At 46.9% G+C, this 17,337-nt stretch carries 16 protein-coding genes; 7 read left to right on the plus strand and 9 right to left on the minus strand.

Annotated elements, in window-relative coordinates; genetic code table 11:
• From HMPREF2871_RS06445 to HMPREF2871_RS06460, 4 genes are all read right to left on the minus strand, one after another.
• Nucleotides 1-933: an electron transfer flavoprotein subunit alpha/FixB family protein gene (locus tag HMPREF2871_RS06445; RefSeq protein ID WP_049335686.1), complete on the minus strand. Its 933-nt coding sequence runs from the start codon at nt 931-933 to the stop codon at nt 1-3.
• 10 nt (nt 934-943) lie between these two features.
• Nucleotides 944-1,693 carry an electron transfer flavoprotein subunit beta/FixA family protein gene (locus tag HMPREF2871_RS06450; protein WP_003686610.1) on the minus strand — a complete coding sequence of 250 codons (750 nt, stop codon included), beginning with the start codon at nt 1,691-1,693 and terminating at the stop codon, nt 944-946.
• 186 nt (nt 1,694-1,879) lie between these two features.
• Complete coding sequence (waaC, locus tag HMPREF2871_RS06455) at nt 1,880-2,848, minus strand: lipopolysaccharide heptosyltransferase I (protein ID WP_049335684.1); 969 nt, start codon at nt 2,846-2,848, stop codon at nt 1,880-1,882.
• Between the two features lie 46 nt (nt 2,849-2,894).
• Nucleotides 2,895-3,530 (minus strand): nicotinamidase, encoded by a 636-nt coding sequence (locus HMPREF2871_RS06460; RefSeq protein WP_049335681.1) that lies wholly within the window; start codon nt 3,528-3,530, stop codon nt 2,895-2,897.
• Nucleotides 3,531-3,700: 170 nt separating this feature from the next.
• Between HMPREF2871_RS06460 and tsaA the strand changes: the two genes are divergently transcribed.
• Nucleotides 3,701-4,375 (plus strand): tRNA (N6-threonylcarbamoyladenosine(37)-N6)-methyltransferase TrmO, encoded by a 675-nt coding sequence (gene tsaA / locus HMPREF2871_RS06465; protein ID WP_049335679.1) that lies wholly within the window; start codon nt 3,701-3,703, stop codon nt 4,373-4,375.
• A gap of 95 nt (nt 4,376-4,470) precedes the next feature.
• Here the strand turns inward: tsaA and gap are convergent, their stop codons facing one another.
• The gene (gap, locus tag HMPREF2871_RS06470) at nt 4,471-5,475 is read right to left on the minus strand and encodes a type I glyceraldehyde-3-phosphate dehydrogenase (protein ID WP_049335677.1); all 1,005 of its coding nucleotides are present in this window, start codon (nt 5,473-5,475) and stop codon (nt 4,471-4,473) included.
• Nucleotides 5,476-6,127: 652 nt separating this feature from the next.
• Between gap and lpxC the strand changes: the two genes are divergently transcribed.
• Nucleotides 6,128-7,042, plus strand: coding sequence for a UDP-3-O-acyl-N-acetylglucosamine deacetylase (lpxC, locus tag HMPREF2871_RS06475; protein ID WP_049335675.1), 915 nt, complete (start codon nt 6,128-6,130; stop codon nt 7,040-7,042).
• Between the two features lie 237 nt (nt 7,043-7,279).
• Here the strand turns inward: lpxC and ggt are convergent, their stop codons facing one another.
• Complete coding sequence (gene ggt, locus HMPREF2871_RS06480; protein WP_049335672.1) at nt 7,280-9,049, minus strand: gamma-glutamyltransferase; 1,770 nt, start codon at nt 9,047-9,049, stop codon at nt 7,280-7,282.
• 482 nt (nt 9,050-9,531) lie between these two features.
• On the opposite strand from ggt, the gene gnd reads away from it, so the two are divergent.
• Nucleotides 9,532-10,980, plus strand: coding sequence for a decarboxylating NADP(+)-dependent phosphogluconate dehydrogenase (gene gnd, locus HMPREF2871_RS06485; protein WP_004519195.1), 1,449 nt, complete (start codon nt 9,532-9,534; stop codon nt 10,978-10,980).
• A 195-nt stretch (nt 10,981-11,175) separates the two neighbouring features.
• Here gnd and HMPREF2871_RS06490 read toward each other — a convergent pair whose 3' ends face one another.
• Nucleotides 11,176-12,126, minus strand: a complete 951-nt coding sequence (locus HMPREF2871_RS06490; protein ID WP_004519196.1) for a D-2-hydroxyacid dehydrogenase — start codon at nt 12,124-12,126, stop codon at nt 11,176-11,178.
• 128 nt (nt 12,127-12,254) lie between these two features.
• Between HMPREF2871_RS06490 and HMPREF2871_RS06495 the strand changes: the two genes are divergently transcribed.
• The gene (locus HMPREF2871_RS06495) at nt 12,255-12,473 is read left to right on the plus strand and encodes a DUF2061 domain-containing protein (protein ID WP_070826381.1); all 219 of its coding nucleotides are present in this window, start codon (nt 12,255-12,257) and stop codon (nt 12,471-12,473) included.
• Nucleotides 12,474-12,637: 164 nt separating this feature from the next.
• Nucleotides 12,638-14,788, plus strand: a complete 2,151-nt coding sequence (gene dinG / locus HMPREF2871_RS06500; protein WP_049344929.1) for an ATP-dependent DNA helicase DinG — start codon at nt 12,638-12,640, stop codon at nt 14,786-14,788.
• A gap of 70 nt (nt 14,789-14,858) precedes the next feature.
• Here the strand turns inward: dinG and HMPREF2871_RS06505 are convergent, their stop codons facing one another.
• Nucleotides 14,859-15,314, minus strand: coding sequence for a GNAT family N-acetyltransferase (locus HMPREF2871_RS06505; protein WP_049344928.1), 456 nt, complete (start codon nt 15,312-15,314; stop codon nt 14,859-14,861).
• Nucleotides 15,315-15,481: 167 nt separating this feature from the next.
• Between HMPREF2871_RS06505 and HMPREF2871_RS06510 the strand changes: the two genes are divergently transcribed.
• Nucleotides 15,482-15,748, plus strand: coding sequence for a DUF3079 domain-containing protein (locus HMPREF2871_RS06510; RefSeq protein WP_003686685.1), 267 nt, complete (start codon nt 15,482-15,484; stop codon nt 15,746-15,748).
• Between the two features lie 82 nt (nt 15,749-15,830).
• Here HMPREF2871_RS06510 and HMPREF2871_RS06515 read toward each other — a convergent pair whose 3' ends face one another.
• Nucleotides 15,831-16,313 (minus strand): dihydrofolate reductase, encoded by a 483-nt coding sequence (locus tag HMPREF2871_RS06515; protein WP_003747727.1) that lies wholly within the window; start codon nt 16,311-16,313, stop codon nt 15,831-15,833.
• A 197-nt stretch (nt 16,314-16,510) separates the two neighbouring features.
• On the opposite strand from HMPREF2871_RS06515, the gene HMPREF2871_RS06520 reads away from it, so the two are divergent.
• A complete protein-coding gene (locus HMPREF2871_RS06520; RefSeq protein WP_049344927.1) occupies nt 16,511-17,308 on the plus strand; it encodes a factor H-binding protein in 798 nt (265 codons plus the stop codon).
• Nucleotides 17,309-17,337 lie beyond the last annotated feature (29 nt).

A 17,337-nucleotide genomic window follows, 5' to 3' on the forward strand; every position in this document is an offset into this window, starting at 1 on the left:
TCAGTTTTTCAGTGCTTCAGTCAGTTGAGGCACAACTTCAAACAAATCACCAACCAAGCCGTAATCTGCTACATTGAAAATCGGAGCGTCAGCATCTTTATTAATGGCGACAATCACTTTACTGTCCTGCATACCGGCAACGTGTTGGATGGCACCGGAAATACCGATAGCAAAGTACAGTTGCGGCGCAACCACTTTACCGGTTTGACCGACTTGAGCATCGTTTGGCGCATACTCGGCATCCACTGCCGCACGGGAAGCACCAATCGCGGCACCCAAAACATCCGCTAAAGGAGTCAACACTTCATTGAATTTTTCCGCACTACCCAATGCACGGCCACCGGAAACAATCACTTTTGCCTGAGTCAATTCAGGGCGGTCAGACTGGGAAAGTTGACGGTTTACGAAACGGCTCAGGTTTTGAGCAGGCGTTGCCTCAACATTGACCACTTCTGCATTACCGCCTTGTCCGGCAGCATCAAATGCGGTTGCACGGAAAGTCAGCACCAGTTTTTCAGAATTGGATTGAACGGTTTCAAATGCATTACCGGCATAAATCGGACGGACAAATGTCGAGTTATCCACAACTTCGGTTAAATCGGAAACTTGTGGTACATCCAACAGGGCAGCAACCCGGGGCAACAGATTTTTACCAAACGCAGTTGCAGTCGCAGCCACATAGCGGTAATCCGCAGCCAGTTTAACAACCAAAGGCGCTAATTCTTCTGCCAAACCTTCAGCGTAATAGGGCGCATCGGCTACCAAAACTTTCACTACGCCTGCAACCTGTTTTGCCTCTTCAACCACCGCAGCAGCATTACTGCCGGCAACCAATAAATCTACATTACCAAATTTAGTAGCAGCCGTTACCGCATGCAAAGTGGCAGGATTCAAATGTTGGTTATTATGTTCCGCAATAATCAATACGCTCATTTCATACTCCTTAGATCACTTTGGCTTCGTTTTTCAGCTTTTCAACCAATTCGGCAACATCAGCCACTTTTACACCGGCTTGACGTGCTTTAGGTTCGGCAAATTTCACGGTATTCAAACGTGGAGAAATATCCACAGCCAAATCGGCAGGACTTAATTTTTCCAAAGGCTTTTTCTTTGCCGCCATGATATTAGGAAGTTTGACAAAACGTGGTTCGTTCAAACGCAAATCTGCACTGATGACCGCAGGCAGCTTCAATGCAACAGTCTCTTCGCCGCCGTCAATTTCACGGGTTACCAATGCTTCTTCGCCTTCAATTTGCACTTTTGATGCAAAAGTACCTTGAGCCGCATTCAACAACGCAGCCAGCATTTGGGCAACTTGGTTGGCGTCATCGTCAATTGCCTGTTTGCCCAACAGTAAAATTTGCGGATTTTCTTTATCCGCAACAGCTTTCAGCAATTTAGCAACAGCCAAAGGCTCCAACTTCGCATCAGTCTCAACGTGAACCGCACGGTCGGCACCCATCGCCAAAGCAGTACGCAACGTCTCTTCACATTTTTTCTCGCCAAGAGAAACAGCAACAATCTCGCTTACTTTTCCGGCTTCTTTCAGACGGACAGCTTCTTCTACTGCGATTTCATCAAACGGGTTCATCGACATTTTAACATTACCGATATCCACATCGGAACCATCGGCTTTCACACGAACTTTGACGTTGTAGTCCACTACGCGCTTTACTGCGACCAGTGCTTTCATTCAATTCTCCTAAAAAGAATGTCCATCAAATCAAGCATACTGCTTTTGATACATTCTTTATATAAAATCCAATTCGATCTTTCACCAACATGATAAAACCAAATTTGTATAAATCTTGGCAAATAGAGCGGAATTATATCATTTCTAAAGCATTTACTCAGAAAATAAATCCACCCCCTCCAGCAATTATTTACCGTACGCTGCAATACAATCCATCAAGGTTTGATAAACCTCGTCAACATTGGGAATTTGAGCAATACCACCTAAATTTTTTGCATAAGCCGAAACTTGAACGCCGGTCTTGGCCGGATCTGTATCTGTATAAATTCCTACAACAGGCTTTTCCAACGCATTGGCAAGATGCAACAATCCGGTATCTACGCCAATAATACCCTCTGCGTTTTTCAATAAAAATGCAGCCTGTAATAAATTCATTTTGTCGCAAACCGAAGCAAACGGTAAATCGCTTGCAATCTGTTCGGCACGCATTTTTTCGGTTTCATTTCCCCATGGCAGATACACATTGCATTGTTGTTCTTCATTCAACTTTTTCAATAATGCATACCAGTGTTCTACCGGCCATAATTTACTGTCGCGACTGGTTGCATGCAAAGCAACGTAATAGGGGGATTGCAAATTTTTCAGACGGCCTGATTCAGGAACCAACAAACCAAATACCTGCGTTTCAGGCATTGTATAACCAAATGCTTGGGCGAATAATTCACGGTTTCGCCAGACCGCATTTTTACCTTTCGGTACGGCAAATGTTTTACTGTATGCAAAGGCAGCCAAACTTTCACGCGCGCTGTGTTTATCCAAACCGTAAATAGGGGATTTCGCCATTTTGGCAAAGCATGCGCTTTTAATCAGTCCTTGACTATCTAAAACAAAATCAAAAGATTCAGCCTGTAAATCCGTTTTCAGACGGCCTATTTCACGCCATGTTTCAGCCTGAAAAAGGTGTTTGCGCCACTGCCGCCATTTCATTACATGAACCTTTTTGACAAAAGGATGTAAGCGGGCAATATCTGCAAACCCTGCCTCACACAGCCAATGGAGCTCTACCTCAGGACATTGTCGCGCCAAATCTTCAACTGCGGGCAACGTATGAATTAAATCGCCCATACTGGACAAGCGGACAAGTAAAATCTTCATATTTTGGAAAATGTTTCACGTGAAACAACAGAATTTTAAATATAATTTATTGATTATTAATGTATTTTTTTATTTCTTTGGCGTTTTCTAAAATAATAGCCCCGGCAGAATACATTTCCTGCCATGCTGATTCAACCGTTTCCGGAGCAATGCCGCGACAAGCAGCCTGATTGACGATGACTTTCCAAGCCCCGCCTTTAAGCAACTGTAAAACTGTCGTTTTCACACAATAATCCGTTGCCAAACCGCCGACAATGACTGTATCTGCATTTTGACAGCGCAACCATTCGATCAAACCTGTACTGAGCTTTTCTTCAATATCGTGAAAACATGCGCCGTAAGGATGTAACTCAGGATCGACGCCTTTCCAAACGCAATAATCGTATTCTTTGGCTGAAGGCAGGCCATCCAACAAATCATAGCCATATGTTCCAACCATCGCATGCGATACCCAAGTCAAATCCGCATCGGGTAAACCCGTCGGTTTCAACATATCAACAGGATTATCCACAAGCCATTTTGCCGCGGCATGATGCGCATCTTTCGTCATTACGCGTAAATCCGCCAATGCAGCTTGGGCATTGAGTTCATCCGCAATCAGGTGACCTTCGGCAACGGGCAATTCTTTCGGACACAAAGGCGTAAACGTTTTTTGTGCATCTACATCGATAGAAACAATCATGTATTAATATAACCTATTGATTTTATTTTAAATAATTTAAATTATTCATTTATTGCCCATATACGGACATTTGGAATAAATGCTTTGTATTATAACAAATTACTACTACAAAATGTGGGAAAACATCTGTGATATGATGACAGTTTGCACAGAATATTTATCCACAAATTATGTCCTATTCTATTACGCCTATTGCAACCGTTCATTCCCCCTACAAACAAAAATTCGGCATTGCCCGCCAACCCGGTTTGGTTCCTGCAGCAGAAATTTGCATTGAACTCACTCCTGAATTTACCGCAGACAGCGTTCGGGGCTTGGAAGATTTTGACTATGTGTGGATAAGTTTTATTTTCCACGGCGTATTGGATGAAGGTTGGGCGCAAATGGTGCGTCCGCCACGGCTTGGAGGCAAACAAAAAATGGGCGTATTTGCCACGCGCAGCCCGCACCGCCCCAATCATCTCGGTTTATCCCTGCTGAAACTCAAACGCATCGAAACAGGCAAACCTGTCCGCATCTATTGCAGCGGCGCAGACCTATTAGACGGTACTCCGGTAGTGGATATCAAACCCTACATCCCGTTTATCGAATCCAAACCTGACGCATCATCAGGCTTTGTCAGCGGCAAACCTGAAGAATTGAACGTTGTCTGGGCAGAAAGTACGCTTGCAGAACATTTATCCACAGAAGAAAAACATCTCATTGAGCAAAGCATCGCCCAAGATCCTCGTCCTGCCTATCAAGATATTCCTGAACGGATTTATGTAATGAATATTGCGGATTATGAAGTACAGTTTAGGATAGAAAACAAATGTGCCACTGTGATTAAACTATCCACAATCTGATTGCAAATTGAATCTATCTACAAACAAAAGGCCGTCTGAAATATTCAGACGGCCTTTTAATTATCCACAGACTGATTGATTCAGCCTGTTATCCTTTAGATTTTGCTGGCAAAAAATTCCAAGGTACGAACCAATTGGCAAGTGTAAGACATTTCATTGTCGTACCAAGCAACGGTTTTCACCAATTGTTTGTCGCCAACTGTCATCACACGGGTTTGAGTGGCATCGAAGAGTGAGCCGTATTCAATACCGATAACGTCGGAAGATACGATTTGATCTTCAGTGTAGCCTAAAGCATCGTTGGCGGCAGCTTTCATGGCTGCATTGATTTCTTCTTTGGTAACAGGGCGTTCGAGAACAGAAACCAGTTCAGTCAAAGAGCCGGTGGCTACAGGAACGCGTTGGGCAGAACCATCAAGTTTGCCGTTCAATTCAGGGATAACCAAGCCGATGGCTTTAGCGGCACCGGTGCTGTTCGGTACGATATTCAAGGCAGCGGCACGGGCGCGGCGGAAGTCGCCTTTGCGGTGTGGCGCGTCAAGGGTGTTTTGGTCGCCGGTATAAGCGTGGATAGTGGTCATCAGGCCTTCAACAATACCGAATTCTTTTTGCAATACCGCAGCCATAGGGGCCAGACAGTTAGTCGTACAAGAAGCGGCGGAGATGACGGTTTCGCTGCCATCCAAAATATCTTGGTTTACGCCGTATACGACAGTTTTCACATCATTGCCGCCAGGAGCCGAAATTACAACTTTGCGCGCACCAGCACGGATATGGGCTTCCGCTTTGGTTTTATTGGTAAAGAAACCAGTACATTCAAGGACAACGTCCACACCCAGCTCGCCCCAAGGCAATTCTTCAGGATTAGGATTGGCAAATACTTTGATTTCTTTGCCGTTCACAACAATCGCATCATCTTTCAATTCGGCAGAGCCTTCAAAGCGGCCTTGAGTACTGTCGTATTTAAAGAGGTGCAGCAGCATATCGGCAGGAGTCAAGTCGTTAACAGCAACGACTTCGATACCTTGGGCTTTTTCAATTTGACGTAATGCCAGACGACCGATACGGCCAAAACCATTAATCGCTACTTTAATACTCATTTTGCTACTCCTAATTAGATGGAATGGGAAAAATTTTTCAGTAAGGCCATTGTATCCTGAAATAAAATTACTTTCTAGGATTAAAGATAATTACTTTTAAGTTGTTTGATTTAAATAAAGAAAACATGAAATTCTTGTTTGTAGGAAAATATCAGGTAAATCGAATCAGTCCTGAATTTTGATATTTTATTTCATAAAAACCATTTTCCAATCTTAAAAGTTTCATAAGTTTATGGAAATCATAAACTTAGTTCTATTTCCTCCTTATTTTGCCATTTTTGTGTTGATAATTCAGTGTTTTCTTCAAATTATAATATTTTAATTCTTAAAATGATGATTTTGATGAAGAACCAAACTATCTGTGGATAACAGGATAACTTTCTTTAAAAATAATTTGATAATTCATTTTTATCTTTGAAGCCAACCCCAACTGAATGCCGGAATAAAAAAGGATAGAATCTTAGTTCTTCTATTTTTCTGTGGATAAAACCCAAATTACCCACTTCAATTTCACATGCTATTGTGGATAATTAAAATTTTGAAATTCACACCCGCAAAACATCCATATTGGCAAATACTATTAAAAATGATGGCTTGTTTTTTCCTTTTTAACGTATCATTTGCCCATCAGACTTTTTAAAAGGAAGCAATTATGTTGCAACGGACTTTAGCCAAATCAGTAAGCGTTACCGGCGTCGGCCTGCATTCGGGCGAAAGGGTCGCTCTGACTTTGCATCCTGCCGAAGAAAACAGCGGTATTTCGTTCCGCCGTACTGATTTAAGTGGGGAAATGGGCGAAGTAATCAAATTGAATCCTTATTTGATCAACGATACCCGCCTCTCTTCAACCATCGTTACCGATAAAGGCGTACGCATCGGCACGATTGAACACATTATGTCGGCATTGTCTGCCTACGGCATTGACAATGCCTTGATTGAATTGAACGCGCCTGAAATTCCGATTATGGACGGCTCCAGCCTGCCGTTTATTTACCTTTTACAAGATGCAGGCGTGGTGGATCAAAAAGCCCAAAAACGTTTTTTGAGAATCCTCAAACCTGTTGAAATCAAAGAAACCGGAAAATGGGTACGCTTTACGCCTTATGACGGTTTTAAAGTTACTTTAACCATCGAATTTGACCATCCCGTATTCAACCGCAGCGCACCTACTTTCGAGATTGATTTTGCAGGAAAATCCTATATCAATGAGATTGCCCGCGCCCGTACCTTCGGCTTTATGCACGAAGTGGAAATGATGCGCGCCCATAATCTCGGACTGGGCGGCAATTTGAACAACGCCATCGTGATTGACGACATGGACGTTTTGAATCCGGAAGGTTTGCGCTATCCCAATGAATTTGTCCGCCACAAAATCCTGGATGCAATTGGCGATTTGTACATTGTCGGCCATCCGATTATCGGCGCATTTGAAGGTTACAAATCAGGTCATGCCATCAATAATGCACTGTTGCGTGCCGTTTTGGCAGATGAAAGCGCTTACGAATGGGTTGAGTTTGCCAATGACGAAGACTTGCCCAGCGCTTTTCACGAGCTGCCGGCAGCCTGATAGAAAATAGATAAAGCAGTCCAATGAAAAGACCGTCTGAACCTTTCAGACGGCCTAAATCATGTTGTTTTCCACAAGTAATTATCCACATATTCATCCCTTTTATCTTATTGAAAAATAGAAATATTAAAATTTAATGTTATTCTTATACACATCTTATCCATATATTTTCCCAAACTAAAAAGGCCGTCTGAAACGAAGCTGTTCAGACGGCCTTTTTCATGTCAACCGACAAAATCAATCGCCCATGACTTTGCCTTCACGGCGCGGGTCGGCGCCGCCGAGTAAACCTTCTTTGCCGATCACAATGCCTTGCACGCCGGAATTCAAATCGCGGATTTGAACTTTATAGCCCAATTTTTCCAACGCAGCTGCTTTATCCGCCGCAGCGGTTTTATCCTCGATCTCATACTGGCTGCCGCGATTAAGCATATTCGGCAGAGAGATTGCCGCCTGAATGTCCATGCCCCAGTCGATATGCGCCACCAGCGTTTTGGCAACGAAACCGATGATGCGGCTGCCACCCGGCGAACCGACTGCCATATAAGGTTTTCCGTCTTTCATCACAATGGTCGGCGCCATCGAAGAACGCGGACGTTTTCCACCAGCAACGCTATTTGCCACCGTTTTACCATCCTCTCCGACAGGATTGAAGGCAAAATCGGTTAATTCGTTGTTGAGCAGATAACCGTTTGCCATCAGCCCCGAACCGAACGCGTTTTCAATCGAAGTCGTCATCGATACAACGTTACCGTCTTTATCCACAACCACCAAATGGCTGGTGGACGGCAGCTCGACCGCCATGCCCTGCGCGTATGCTTTGCCAAACTTGCCTGCCTGAATAGTTTCCAATGCCTTGTCAGCCTTGCGGATTTCTTCGGCACGCGGTTTCAAATAAGCTTGAGAAATCATGGCACGGGTCGGAACGTTTACAAACTTGGGATCGCCGACATAATAATCACGGTCGGCAAAAGCAATCCGCGACGCATCGCCTATCCAGCGCCAACTGTGGATATTTTCCGATCCCAACGCTTTCATATCCTGATTCTGCAATACGCCCAAAATCTGCCCCAAAGCGATTGCGCCGGAACTTGGCGCGCCCATGCCGCAAACTTCATATTCACGATACGGCGCACAAACCGGCTTACGCTCGATAACTTGATAGTTTTTCAAATCCGCCATGCTGATTTTGCCAGGATTATCCACAGCACTGGTAACGGCACGAACAATATTCTGCGCCTGCATTCCCTGATAAAACGGCGCACTGCCTTTTTCCGCCAATAGACGTACGGAACGCGCAAATTCAGGGTTTTTCAACACCGTTCCCGCAGCCAAAGGTTTGCCGTCAGGCAGGAAGTAAGCGGCGGTTTGCGGATAACGTTGCAAGGGTTCCAAATTTTGCTCGATGGATTTCGCCATACGCGGAGAAACAGCAAAACCTTGTTCCGCCAAAGTAATCGGTTTCTCAAACAAACTTGCCCACGGTAATTTGCCGTAACGCTTGTGGACATCTTCGAGCAGCTTTGGAATCCCCGGCACACCGACCGAACGGCCGCCGACCACTGCTTTCATAAAGCCCATCGGTTTGCCGTTTTCGTCCAAGAAAAGCCCCGGCGTTGCCGCTTTCGGCGCCGTTTCACGGGCATCAAACGTCGTCAGCTTTTTCGCCTTATTGTCCCAATACACCAAAAACGCACCGCCGCCCAATCCGGAAGACTGCGGCTCAACCAGTCCCAAAGTTGTCTGCATGGCAATCATCGCATCTATCGCACTGCCGTCGCGCTTCAAAATTTCATAACCGGCTTCAGTTGCCAGCGGATTGGCAGACGCCGCCATATAATGTTTGGCGCGGATTAATTTCTGCTCCGTCAGACCTGTTCCTTGCTCCGGCGCATGGTTGTCCACAGATACAGAGGGCAGGGAAACTTGGGGCTTTTGAACCGGCTGTTGCGCACAAGCGGCCAAAATCAAAACGGATAACAGTTTAATACTAAAGGAAAACTTCATATGCACACCCTTATTGACATATTTTCAGACGGCCTTTTCCCAGCTTAAATAAAAGGAAATATGAAAATAGCTTGAAATAAAAAACCATTTGACTATTTCTCTAGTCAATCAGTTCCAATTGGAGAAGTATAAAACAAGCTAAGATTGTGCACAGGCAAAAAGTTACCCACAGAATGGAGCGGCAGGAAAATTTTATCCACATCTGCAAACAAGGCCGACCTTACTTTATCCTCATCAAAAAATATTAGCTAAGTATTTGAAAATTTTTTGTAATCAAAGTTATCAACAATCTGTAGCAGCACTCAATATCATCTTCTATTTATTATTTAAAATCTAAATTATAGTTTATTTTCCTAAAGGCAAAGGCCGTCTGAAACGTAAAGGCATCTTTTCAAAAAATTAAAAAGTTAAGGATTGTTAAAAACGTGTAAATCAGCTAGAGTTACGCTAGATAAAATTAATCAATAACGGAGTTTCACAAAATGAAAGGCGACATTGGCGTAATCGGCCTTGCCGTAATGGGGCAAAACCTGATTCTCAACATGAACGACAACGGCTTTAAAGTTGTCGCATACAACCGGACGACTAGCAAAGTAGATGATTTTTTAAACGGCGCAGCCAAAAATACCAATATTATCGGTGCATATTCACTGCAAGATCTGGTTAATAAATTAGAAAAACCACGCAAAATCATGATGATGGTACGCGCTGGTTCTGTTGTGGACGACTTTATCGAGCAACTTGTCCCGCTTTTGGACCAAGGCGACATTATTATTGACGGCGGCAACGCCAACTATCCCGATTCCACCCGCCGCACCCACGAGCTGGCGGCAAAAGGTATCCGCTTTATCGGTGCCGGTGTATCCGGCGGTGAAGAAGGCGCGCGTCACGGTCCTTCTATCATGCCCGGCGGCGATGAAGCCGCATGGCCTGCCGTCAAACCGATTTTCCAAGCCATCTCCGCCAAAACGCCTCAAGGCGAACCTTGCTGCGACTGGGTCGGCCGTGACGGTGCGGGCCACTTCGTCAAAATGGTGCACAACGGCATCGAATACGGCGACATGCAGTTGATTTGCGAAGCGTACCAATTCATGAAAGACGGTTTGGGCCTGTCTTATGACGAAATGCACCAAATCTTCAACGAGTGGAACAAAACCGAACTGGATTCTTATCTGGTCGAAATTACCGCCGCGATTTTGGGTTACAGAGATGAAAACGGCGAACCTTTGGTCGAAAAAATCCTCGATACCGCAGGTCAAAAAGGTACAGGTAAATGGACCGGCATCAATGCCCTCGATTTGGGTATCCCGTTGACCCTGATTTCCGAAGCCGTATTTGCACGTTGCGTGTCCGCGTTTAAAGACCAACGCACCCAAGCAAACAGCCTGTTTGGCAAAACCATTACCCCGATTGAAGGCGACAAAGCCGCATGGGTCGAAGCCCTACGCCAAGCCCTGTTGGCATCCAAAATCATTTCTTATGCACAAGGCTTTATGCTGATCCGCGAAGCCAGCGAAAACAACGATTGGGCATTGAATTACGGCAATACTGCCCTCTTGTGGCGCGAAGGCTGCATTATCCGCAGCGCGTTCTTGGGCAACATCCGCGACGCATACGAGGCCAATCCTGATTTGGTCTTCTTGGGTTCCGATCCTTATTTCAAAGGCGTATTGGAAATTTGTCTGCCTGCATGGCGTAAAGTGGTGGCCAAAGCGATTGAGTGCGGTATTCCGATGCCTTGCATGGCTTCCGCAATTACCTTCCTTGACGGCTACACTTCCGAGCGTCTGCCCGCCAACCTGCTGCAAGCCCAACGCGACTACTTCGGCGCGCACACTTACGAGCGTACCGACAAACCGCGCGGCGAGTTTTTCCATACCAACTGGACAGGCAAGGGCGGCGATACCGCTTCAACCACATACGATATTTAATTTGCCCGGGCAAACAAAAGGCCGTCTGAGTATTTCAGACGGCCTTTTTATAGGGTTATCCACAATGAAGAATGAAATGATTTAATCTACTTGATAGATAACTTTATGAAATAAATAAAGATAAATAAAGGCCGTCTGAATATTTCAGACGGCCTTTAAAATTGTTCACAACCTTATCAACAGGTTTTCCATAGATTAAACCAGATTTTGCGGATTGCCGGCCACGAAGCGGTTGATGTTATCCAAAAGGATGTCAAACAGGCGGTTTGCGGCTTCTTGGCTTGCCCATGCAATGTGTGGCGTGACGATGAGGTTGGGCAGTCGGGCTTTCAGCAGAGGGTTGCCGTCGCGCGGCGGCTCTTGTGTCAACACGTCAAAACCTGCACCGCCGATTTGGCCGTATTTCAACGCCGCAACCAAAGCGGCTTCATCGACCAAGCCGCCGCGCCCGCAGTTGATGAGGATGGCGCCGGGTTTCATTTGTTGCAATTCGGCTTCGCCTATCATGTTTGCCGTTTGCGGTGTGAGTGGACAATTAAGCGACACGACATCGGCGGAGCGGATGGCTTCGTCAAAGGAAACATAGCCGTCGCGGACGCTTTGGGCATTTTTATGTTCGGCGAACACGACATTCATTTTGAAAGCCTGAGCATAAGTTGCCAGTGTTTTACCGATATTGCCGCGACCGAAAATCGCCAGCGTTTTGCCGTTCAAATCGCGCATCGGTGCGCCGAGGTAGCAGAAAAACGGCGAGTTTTCCCACAAGCCTGCCGCAACGTCGCGCTGGTAGGCAGGCAGGTTGCGCATCAGGGTAATCATCATCATAAACGCGTGTTCCGCCACGGATTCATTGCCGTAAGCGCGGATATTGCACACTGCCGTACCATTTTGTTTGGCGGCCTCAACGTCCACATTGTTGACGCCCGTCGCGGCTAGCGCAATCAGTTTGAGCTGCGGGTTGGCGGCGATGTGTTCGGCGGAAATCACGACTTTGTTGGTAATGATGATGTCCGCACCCCGTATGCGCGCCAGCGTTTCGTGCGCTTCGGTTGTGCCGTAGCTGCTTAATGTGTGTGGAAAATCAAATTCAAACGGGCGATTGACGAGGGTATCGCGGTCGAGGACGACAATTTGGAGCGGATTCATAAAATTCCTATCAAAAATAAAATATCGATTTATAAAATCTAAATCAGGATAAAGGATTTAAAATATACGTGTTAGTTGATAATAATTATTATGTAGCTATTAAAACATCAATGTATCAGGAAAACAGCATGATTAAAACCATTACATTTGCTATTTTGCATTTCAGCGTCGCATTTAGTGTCGCCTATATTCTGACCGGCAGTATCGGCGTTTCCAGCGCGGTGGCTTTGGTCGAACCCATCGTCAATACCGTCGTCTTTTATTTTCATGAAAAAGCGTGGAACCGCTACGAGAAAAACAAATCCGAAAAGCAAAAATTGTGGGTGCCTCTGCATCAGTGCGGCTAAAGTTTCAGACGGCCTTTTGCTTGGTTAAAACCGATTATGGTTTTTCGGTTCGTCCATTGCCATCAAAATGCCAAACCCTAAAATAGAGTAAGACTTTACGAAGGCTTCATTAAGGTAAAAATGCTAAAATACGCTATTCTTGCAAACCCATTCAGACGGCCTCAATGCTCACCGATTTAGAAAAAAACGCCATCCGCGACCATTACCAAAACATTGGCAAAAACCTGCCCGGTTTCCGTCCGCGCGCTTCGCAGCGGGAAATGATTGCGGCGATTGCCAACGCTTTTTCGCGGACGTTGACGCGTGAAGAAGGCGAAGAAGCGCCCAAACGCGAGGGTGAGAGCATTGCCGTGATCGAAGGGCCGACCGGTGTGGGTAAATCGTTGGCCTACCTTTTGGCCGGCGGCATCATGGCGCAAACGCGCGGCAAATGGTTGATCGTCAGCAGTGCGACGGTGGCTTTGCAGGAGCAGTTGGTTGACCGCGATTTGCCGTTTCTGGTCGAAAAAAGCGGTTTGGAGCTGACCTTTGCGCTTGCCAAGGGACGCGGCCGTTATCTTTGCCCCTACAAACTCTATCAACTGACGCAAAACAATGCCCAGCAAAACCTGCTTGGTTTTGAAGCGCCGGAAGTGTTGTGGGACAGCAAACCCAAGCCTGAAGAATTGAACCTGCTGCGCGACATTGCCGATGAATTTTCCGCCCGCCGCTTTAATGGCGACCGCGACACTTGGCCGGAAAAAATCGATGACACGATTTGGCTCAAAGTGACCAACGACCGCCACGGCTGCCTGAAATCCGCCTGTCCCAACCGTCCGGAATGCCCGTTTTACCTGGCACGCGATGTCTTGGAAACCGTCGATGTCGTCGTTGCCAATCACGATCTTCTGCTTGCCGACATCAGTATGGGCGGCGGCGTGATTCTGCCTGCGCCTGAAAACAGTTTCTATTGCATAGACGAAGCGCACCACCTGTCCAAAAAAGCCCTCAGCCGCTTTGCCGCCGAACATTCATGGAATATTGCCGTTTGGACGCTGGAAAAACTGCCGCAGCTTACCGGCAAAATTGCCGCGCTGACCGATAAAGCCGAACTTGCCAACCTTGCTGACGAAGCTGCCACATCCTTGCTCGATAGCCTGCATGAATGGCAGTTCCATTTGGCGGAAGAGCCGTCTTTAAGTCTGGGGTCGTCTGAAAACGACAGGCGGAAACACAACGAACCGACTTGGCTGTGGGAAGACGGCAAAATCCCCGAAGGCCTGGAAACCACAGTTTCCAATACGGCCATTGCTGCGCGCAGCCTGCTCAAACACGTTATCGGCCTGAACGATGCGCTTTCCGCCGCGCGCCGCGAAAAAGAGCAGGACGGCGCGCTCCTCGACCGTCTGACCAGCGAGTTCGGCCTTTTTATCGCCCGTATCGAACAAATCAGCGCGGTTTGGGATTTGCTCTCCACCGTTCCCATTGAAGGCGAAGAGCCGTTGGCGAAATGGATAACCCGCCGTGCCGACGACAAAAACGACTACATTTTCAACGCCAGCCCCATCAGCAGCGCATCCCACCTTGCCAACAGCCTGTGGCGGCACGCGGCAGGCGCAGTGTTGACTTCGGCCACCCTGCAATCGCTCGGCAGCTTCAACCTGATTTTGCGCCAAACCGGCCTATTATGGCTGCCCGAAACCACCACACTTGCTTTGGAAAGCCCGTTTAATTTCGATACGCAAGGCGAGCTGTATATTCCGCCGGTTCAAGCCAGCCCCAAAGACCCTGATGCGCATACGGCCGCTATTGTCGAATGGTTGCCGAAGCTGGTTTCGCCGGTTGAAGCCATCGGCACGCTGGTGTTGTTTTCCTCGCGCAAGCAAATGCAGGATGTCGCCTTGCGCCTGCCTGACGAATACTTGCCGCTTCTGCTTGTACAAGGCGAGTTGCCCAAGGCTGTCCTGTTGCAAAGGCACCATCAAGCCATTGCCGAAGGCAAAGCCAGCATTATTTTCGGCCTCGATAGTTTTGCCGAAGGCCTCGACCTGCCCGGCACGGCCTGCGTGCAAGTCATTATTGCCAAGCTCCCGTTTGCGATGCCGGACAATCCCATTGAGAAAACCCAAAACCGTTGGATTGAACAACGCGGCGGCAATCCTTTTATCGAAATTACGGTGCCTGAAGCCAGTATTAAACTGATTCAAGCCGTCGGCCGCCTTATCCGTACCGAACAGGATTACGGCCGTGTGACCATCCTCGACAACCGAGTCAAAACGCAACGCTACGGCCAACAATTATTGGCCTGTCTGCCGCCGTTTAAACGGATAGGGTAGTTGTGGATAATTTAAAAAAACAAAGGCCGTCTGAAACCAAATATTCAGACGGCCTTTTATTCATTTCAAGCTATAAATCCAATTTCATGACGGATACGGTTTCCCCGTTGTGCCAAGTCTGCGTGATTTCTTTCCAGCCGAACTTTTCATACACGGCTTGCACATCCGGCGTATAGAGAAACAGATGCGGCAAATCCAATTCGCGTGCTTTATCCAGGCAAAACGAAACCAGCTGCCTGCCTACGCCCAAACCGCGAAACTGCGGCAAAACGAATACATCGCCCAGCCAATATTCGTATTCGGGAAAACACGCCATATCAAACCGCTTCAATGCCGCCGAACCCATCAGCCGCCCTTCGTTATCCACAGCCGCAAACGCCAGCGGCAAATCATCCCCATTAAGACACTGCGCGTAATACGCACGGATTTTATCCAGAGACGACCATGGCGCAAAATCGTGCCATTCCTCAAACAGCGTGAGGGCTAAAGGCTCGACAAATTCAGGCTTCAGACGGCATATGTTCATATTGGCTCCTCTTGTTATACCGCATAGGGATAGTTTTTACAGTATAGGCCGTCTGAAAGGTTAACACATCTTAAAAAATCAGCGTAAAACAGGATAAACCCGCCGCCAGCCCCATTCAAATCACTTATAATTCTGCCCATACCGCACACAAACAAAAGAAGCACACCATGGCCAAGAAATTTCCCATTTTCCCGAAAAATCCCGAGCGTATCTGCTGGGGTTGCGACAAATACTGTAAAGAGGACGATTTGCAATGCGGCAACGGTTGCGAGCGTATTCAGCACCCTATCGAGTTGGATGGTCGCGACTGGTATAAAAAAGGCGACTGGAGCAATTTGTTGAGCGAAGAGCAGCAAATCGAACTTGGACTGAAAGAAGCGCCCAAGCCTGCCAAACCGCATATCAAACTGCCTTTGAAAAACAAAACGGCTTAAACGGCATGCCGTAAACAAACGAAATAAAAAGGCCGTCTGAAACCTGAAAAACAGGGTTTCAGACGGCCTTTGCGTTGTCGGATTATGCCTTCACATAATGCACAAACGCGTATTCGATGCCTTTGGCGGAAACATGGTTTTCCCGAGAGGCTTCTTGCCATGTTTCTGTGGAAAACTCAGGAAAAAACGCATCGCCGTCCACATCCAAACCGACTTCGGTCAAGCGCAAATCGGTGGCAATCGGCAGGGCTTGTGCATAAATTTGCGCGCCGCCCATGATGATGACTTCTTCAACCCCCTGACACAAAGCCAGCGCATCTTCCAAAGAAGCCGCCGTTTGTGCGCCTTCGGCCTGATAAGCTTGGCGGGTGATGACGATATTTTGACGGCCGGGCAGCGGCTTGCGCGGCAGCGATTCCCATGTTTTGCGGCCCATAATGACGGGTTTGCCGGTGGTGTAGGATTTGAAAAAGGCAAAATCTTCGGGCAAATGCCAAGGCATGGTGTTGTTGATGCCGATACAGCGGCGGGCGGCGTAGGCGGCGATAAGGGTGATTTTCGGCATGATGAAATCCGTTTGTAAAATAAAATGATTATAGCGGAAGGGACTTTGAATAGACTGAATACCCGATATTTTAAAAATGTTTCAATATTTATAAAATCAATATTCAAAATACTTAATTTTGATAAAAATCATTTATTGTTCATTTTTTTAGGTATATGATAAATATCATACCAAATAAAAAAGGAAAGGAAAAAATGATGAGAACCCTCCGTATTTCTGCTTTGACGGCTTCCCTGTCTTTGATGTTGGCTGCCTGCGGCGGCGCAACAAGCGGCTTGTCAAATGCCGTTACCGAGCCGCTCAATCCGCATCCGAAAGGCGTGTTATCCGTTGAATTGAACGAATCCGTCCCTGAAAACGGTACGTTGGAGCTGACAGCCAACGGTAAAACGCAAACCCTGCAAAAAGGTGACAAACTCGATACCGGCTTTTTGAAAACCGATAAAGTATCCTCTTACGACTACGCCCAAAAAATCAAGGTAAACGGCCAAGTCATCACTTTGGAAACAGGCGACTTCCAAGTGTATAAACAAAATTATTCCACTGTTGCCGCGCGTTACGCCAAACAAAAAGCCGATGACGCAGGCAAGCTGCAAAACCTCGATACATACATATTTACCGTCGGCGAAGTCCAAGGCGATGAAACAGCGTATCGCAATTTACCCAAACAAGGCAGCTATCAGTATTCGGGGATCGCGTTTAACGGCGACGACCGCAGCGGCCGTCTGAAATACACTGTCGATTTCGATAAAAAACAAGGTTACGGCAAAATCAGCAGCATGGCTTCCCACAATAATGTCGACCTGCTTGCCGCAGGCATTGCCAATAACAACGGAAAAGCCGCCATCAGCGGTAAAACCAGTTTGAACGGTATCGAAAACGGCCGTTACGATTTGAAACTCTTCGGCCCGCAGGCTGAAGAAATTGCCGGTAAGGCGCAAATCAAAGTTGGCGATTCCACCAAAGAAATCGGTTTGGCCGGTAAAAAAGAATAGGAAACAAGGCCGTCTGAAAGGTTCAGACG

The organism is Neisseria sp. HMSC067G12, from assembly GCF_001812725.1.
GTDB classification, from domain to species: domain Bacteria; phylum Pseudomonadota; class Gammaproteobacteria; order Burkholderiales; family Neisseriaceae; genus Neisseria; species Neisseria perflava.

Coding starts and splice junctions, on each gene's coding strand:
- tsaA (WP_049335679.1), top strand. CDS start 3,701: ATGTCCTATTCTATTACGCCTATTGCAACCGTTCATTCCCCCTACAAA.
- dinG (WP_049344929.1), top strand. CDS start 12,638: ATGCTCACCGATTTAGAAAAAAACGCCATCCGCGACCATTACCAAAAC.
- HMPREF2871_RS06445 (WP_049335686.1), bottom strand. CDS start 933: ATGAGCGTATTGATTATTGCGGAACATAATAACCAACATTTGAATCCT.
- HMPREF2871_RS06495 (WP_070826381.1), top strand. CDS start 12,255: ATGATTAAAACCATTACATTTGCTATTTTGCATTTCAGCGTCGCATTT.
- HMPREF2871_RS06450 (WP_003686610.1), bottom strand. CDS start 1,693: ATGAAAGCACTGGTCGCAGTAAAGCGCGTAGTGGACTACAACGTCAAA.
- gap (WP_049335677.1), bottom strand. CDS start 5,475: ATGAGTATTAAAGTAGCGATTAATGGTTTTGGCCGTATCGGTCGTCTG.
- gnd (WP_004519195.1), top strand. CDS start 9,532: ATGAAAGGCGACATTGGCGTAATCGGCCTTGCCGTAATGGGGCAAAAC.
- HMPREF2871_RS06515 (WP_003747727.1), bottom strand. CDS start 16,313: ATGCCGAAAATCACCCTTATCGCCGCCTACGCCGCCCGCCGCTGTATC.
- lpxC (WP_049335675.1), top strand. CDS start 6,128: ATGTTGCAACGGACTTTAGCCAAATCAGTAAGCGTTACCGGCGTCGGC.
- HMPREF2871_RS06510 (WP_003686685.1), top strand. CDS start 15,482: ATGGCCAAGAAATTTCCCATTTTCCCGAAAAATCCCGAGCGTATCTGC.
- HMPREF2871_RS06505 (WP_049344928.1), bottom strand. CDS start 15,314: ATGAACATATGCCGTCTGAAGCCTGAATTTGTCGAGCCTTTAGCCCTC.
- HMPREF2871_RS06460 (WP_049335681.1), bottom strand. CDS start 3,530: ATGATTGTTTCTATCGATGTAGATGCACAAAAAACGTTTACGCCTTTG.
- HMPREF2871_RS06520 (WP_049344927.1), top strand. CDS start 16,511: ATGAGAACCCTCCGTATTTCTGCTTTGACGGCTTCCCTGTCTTTGATG.
- HMPREF2871_RS06490 (WP_004519196.1), bottom strand. CDS start 12,126: ATGAATCCGCTCCAAATTGTCGTCCTCGACCGCGATACCCTCGTCAAT.
- waaC (WP_049335684.1), bottom strand. CDS start 2,848: ATGAAGATTTTACTTGTCCGCTTGTCCAGTATGGGCGATTTAATTCAT.
- ggt (WP_049335672.1), bottom strand. CDS start 9,049: ATGAAGTTTTCCTTTAGTATTAAACTGTTATCCGTTTTGATTTTGGCC.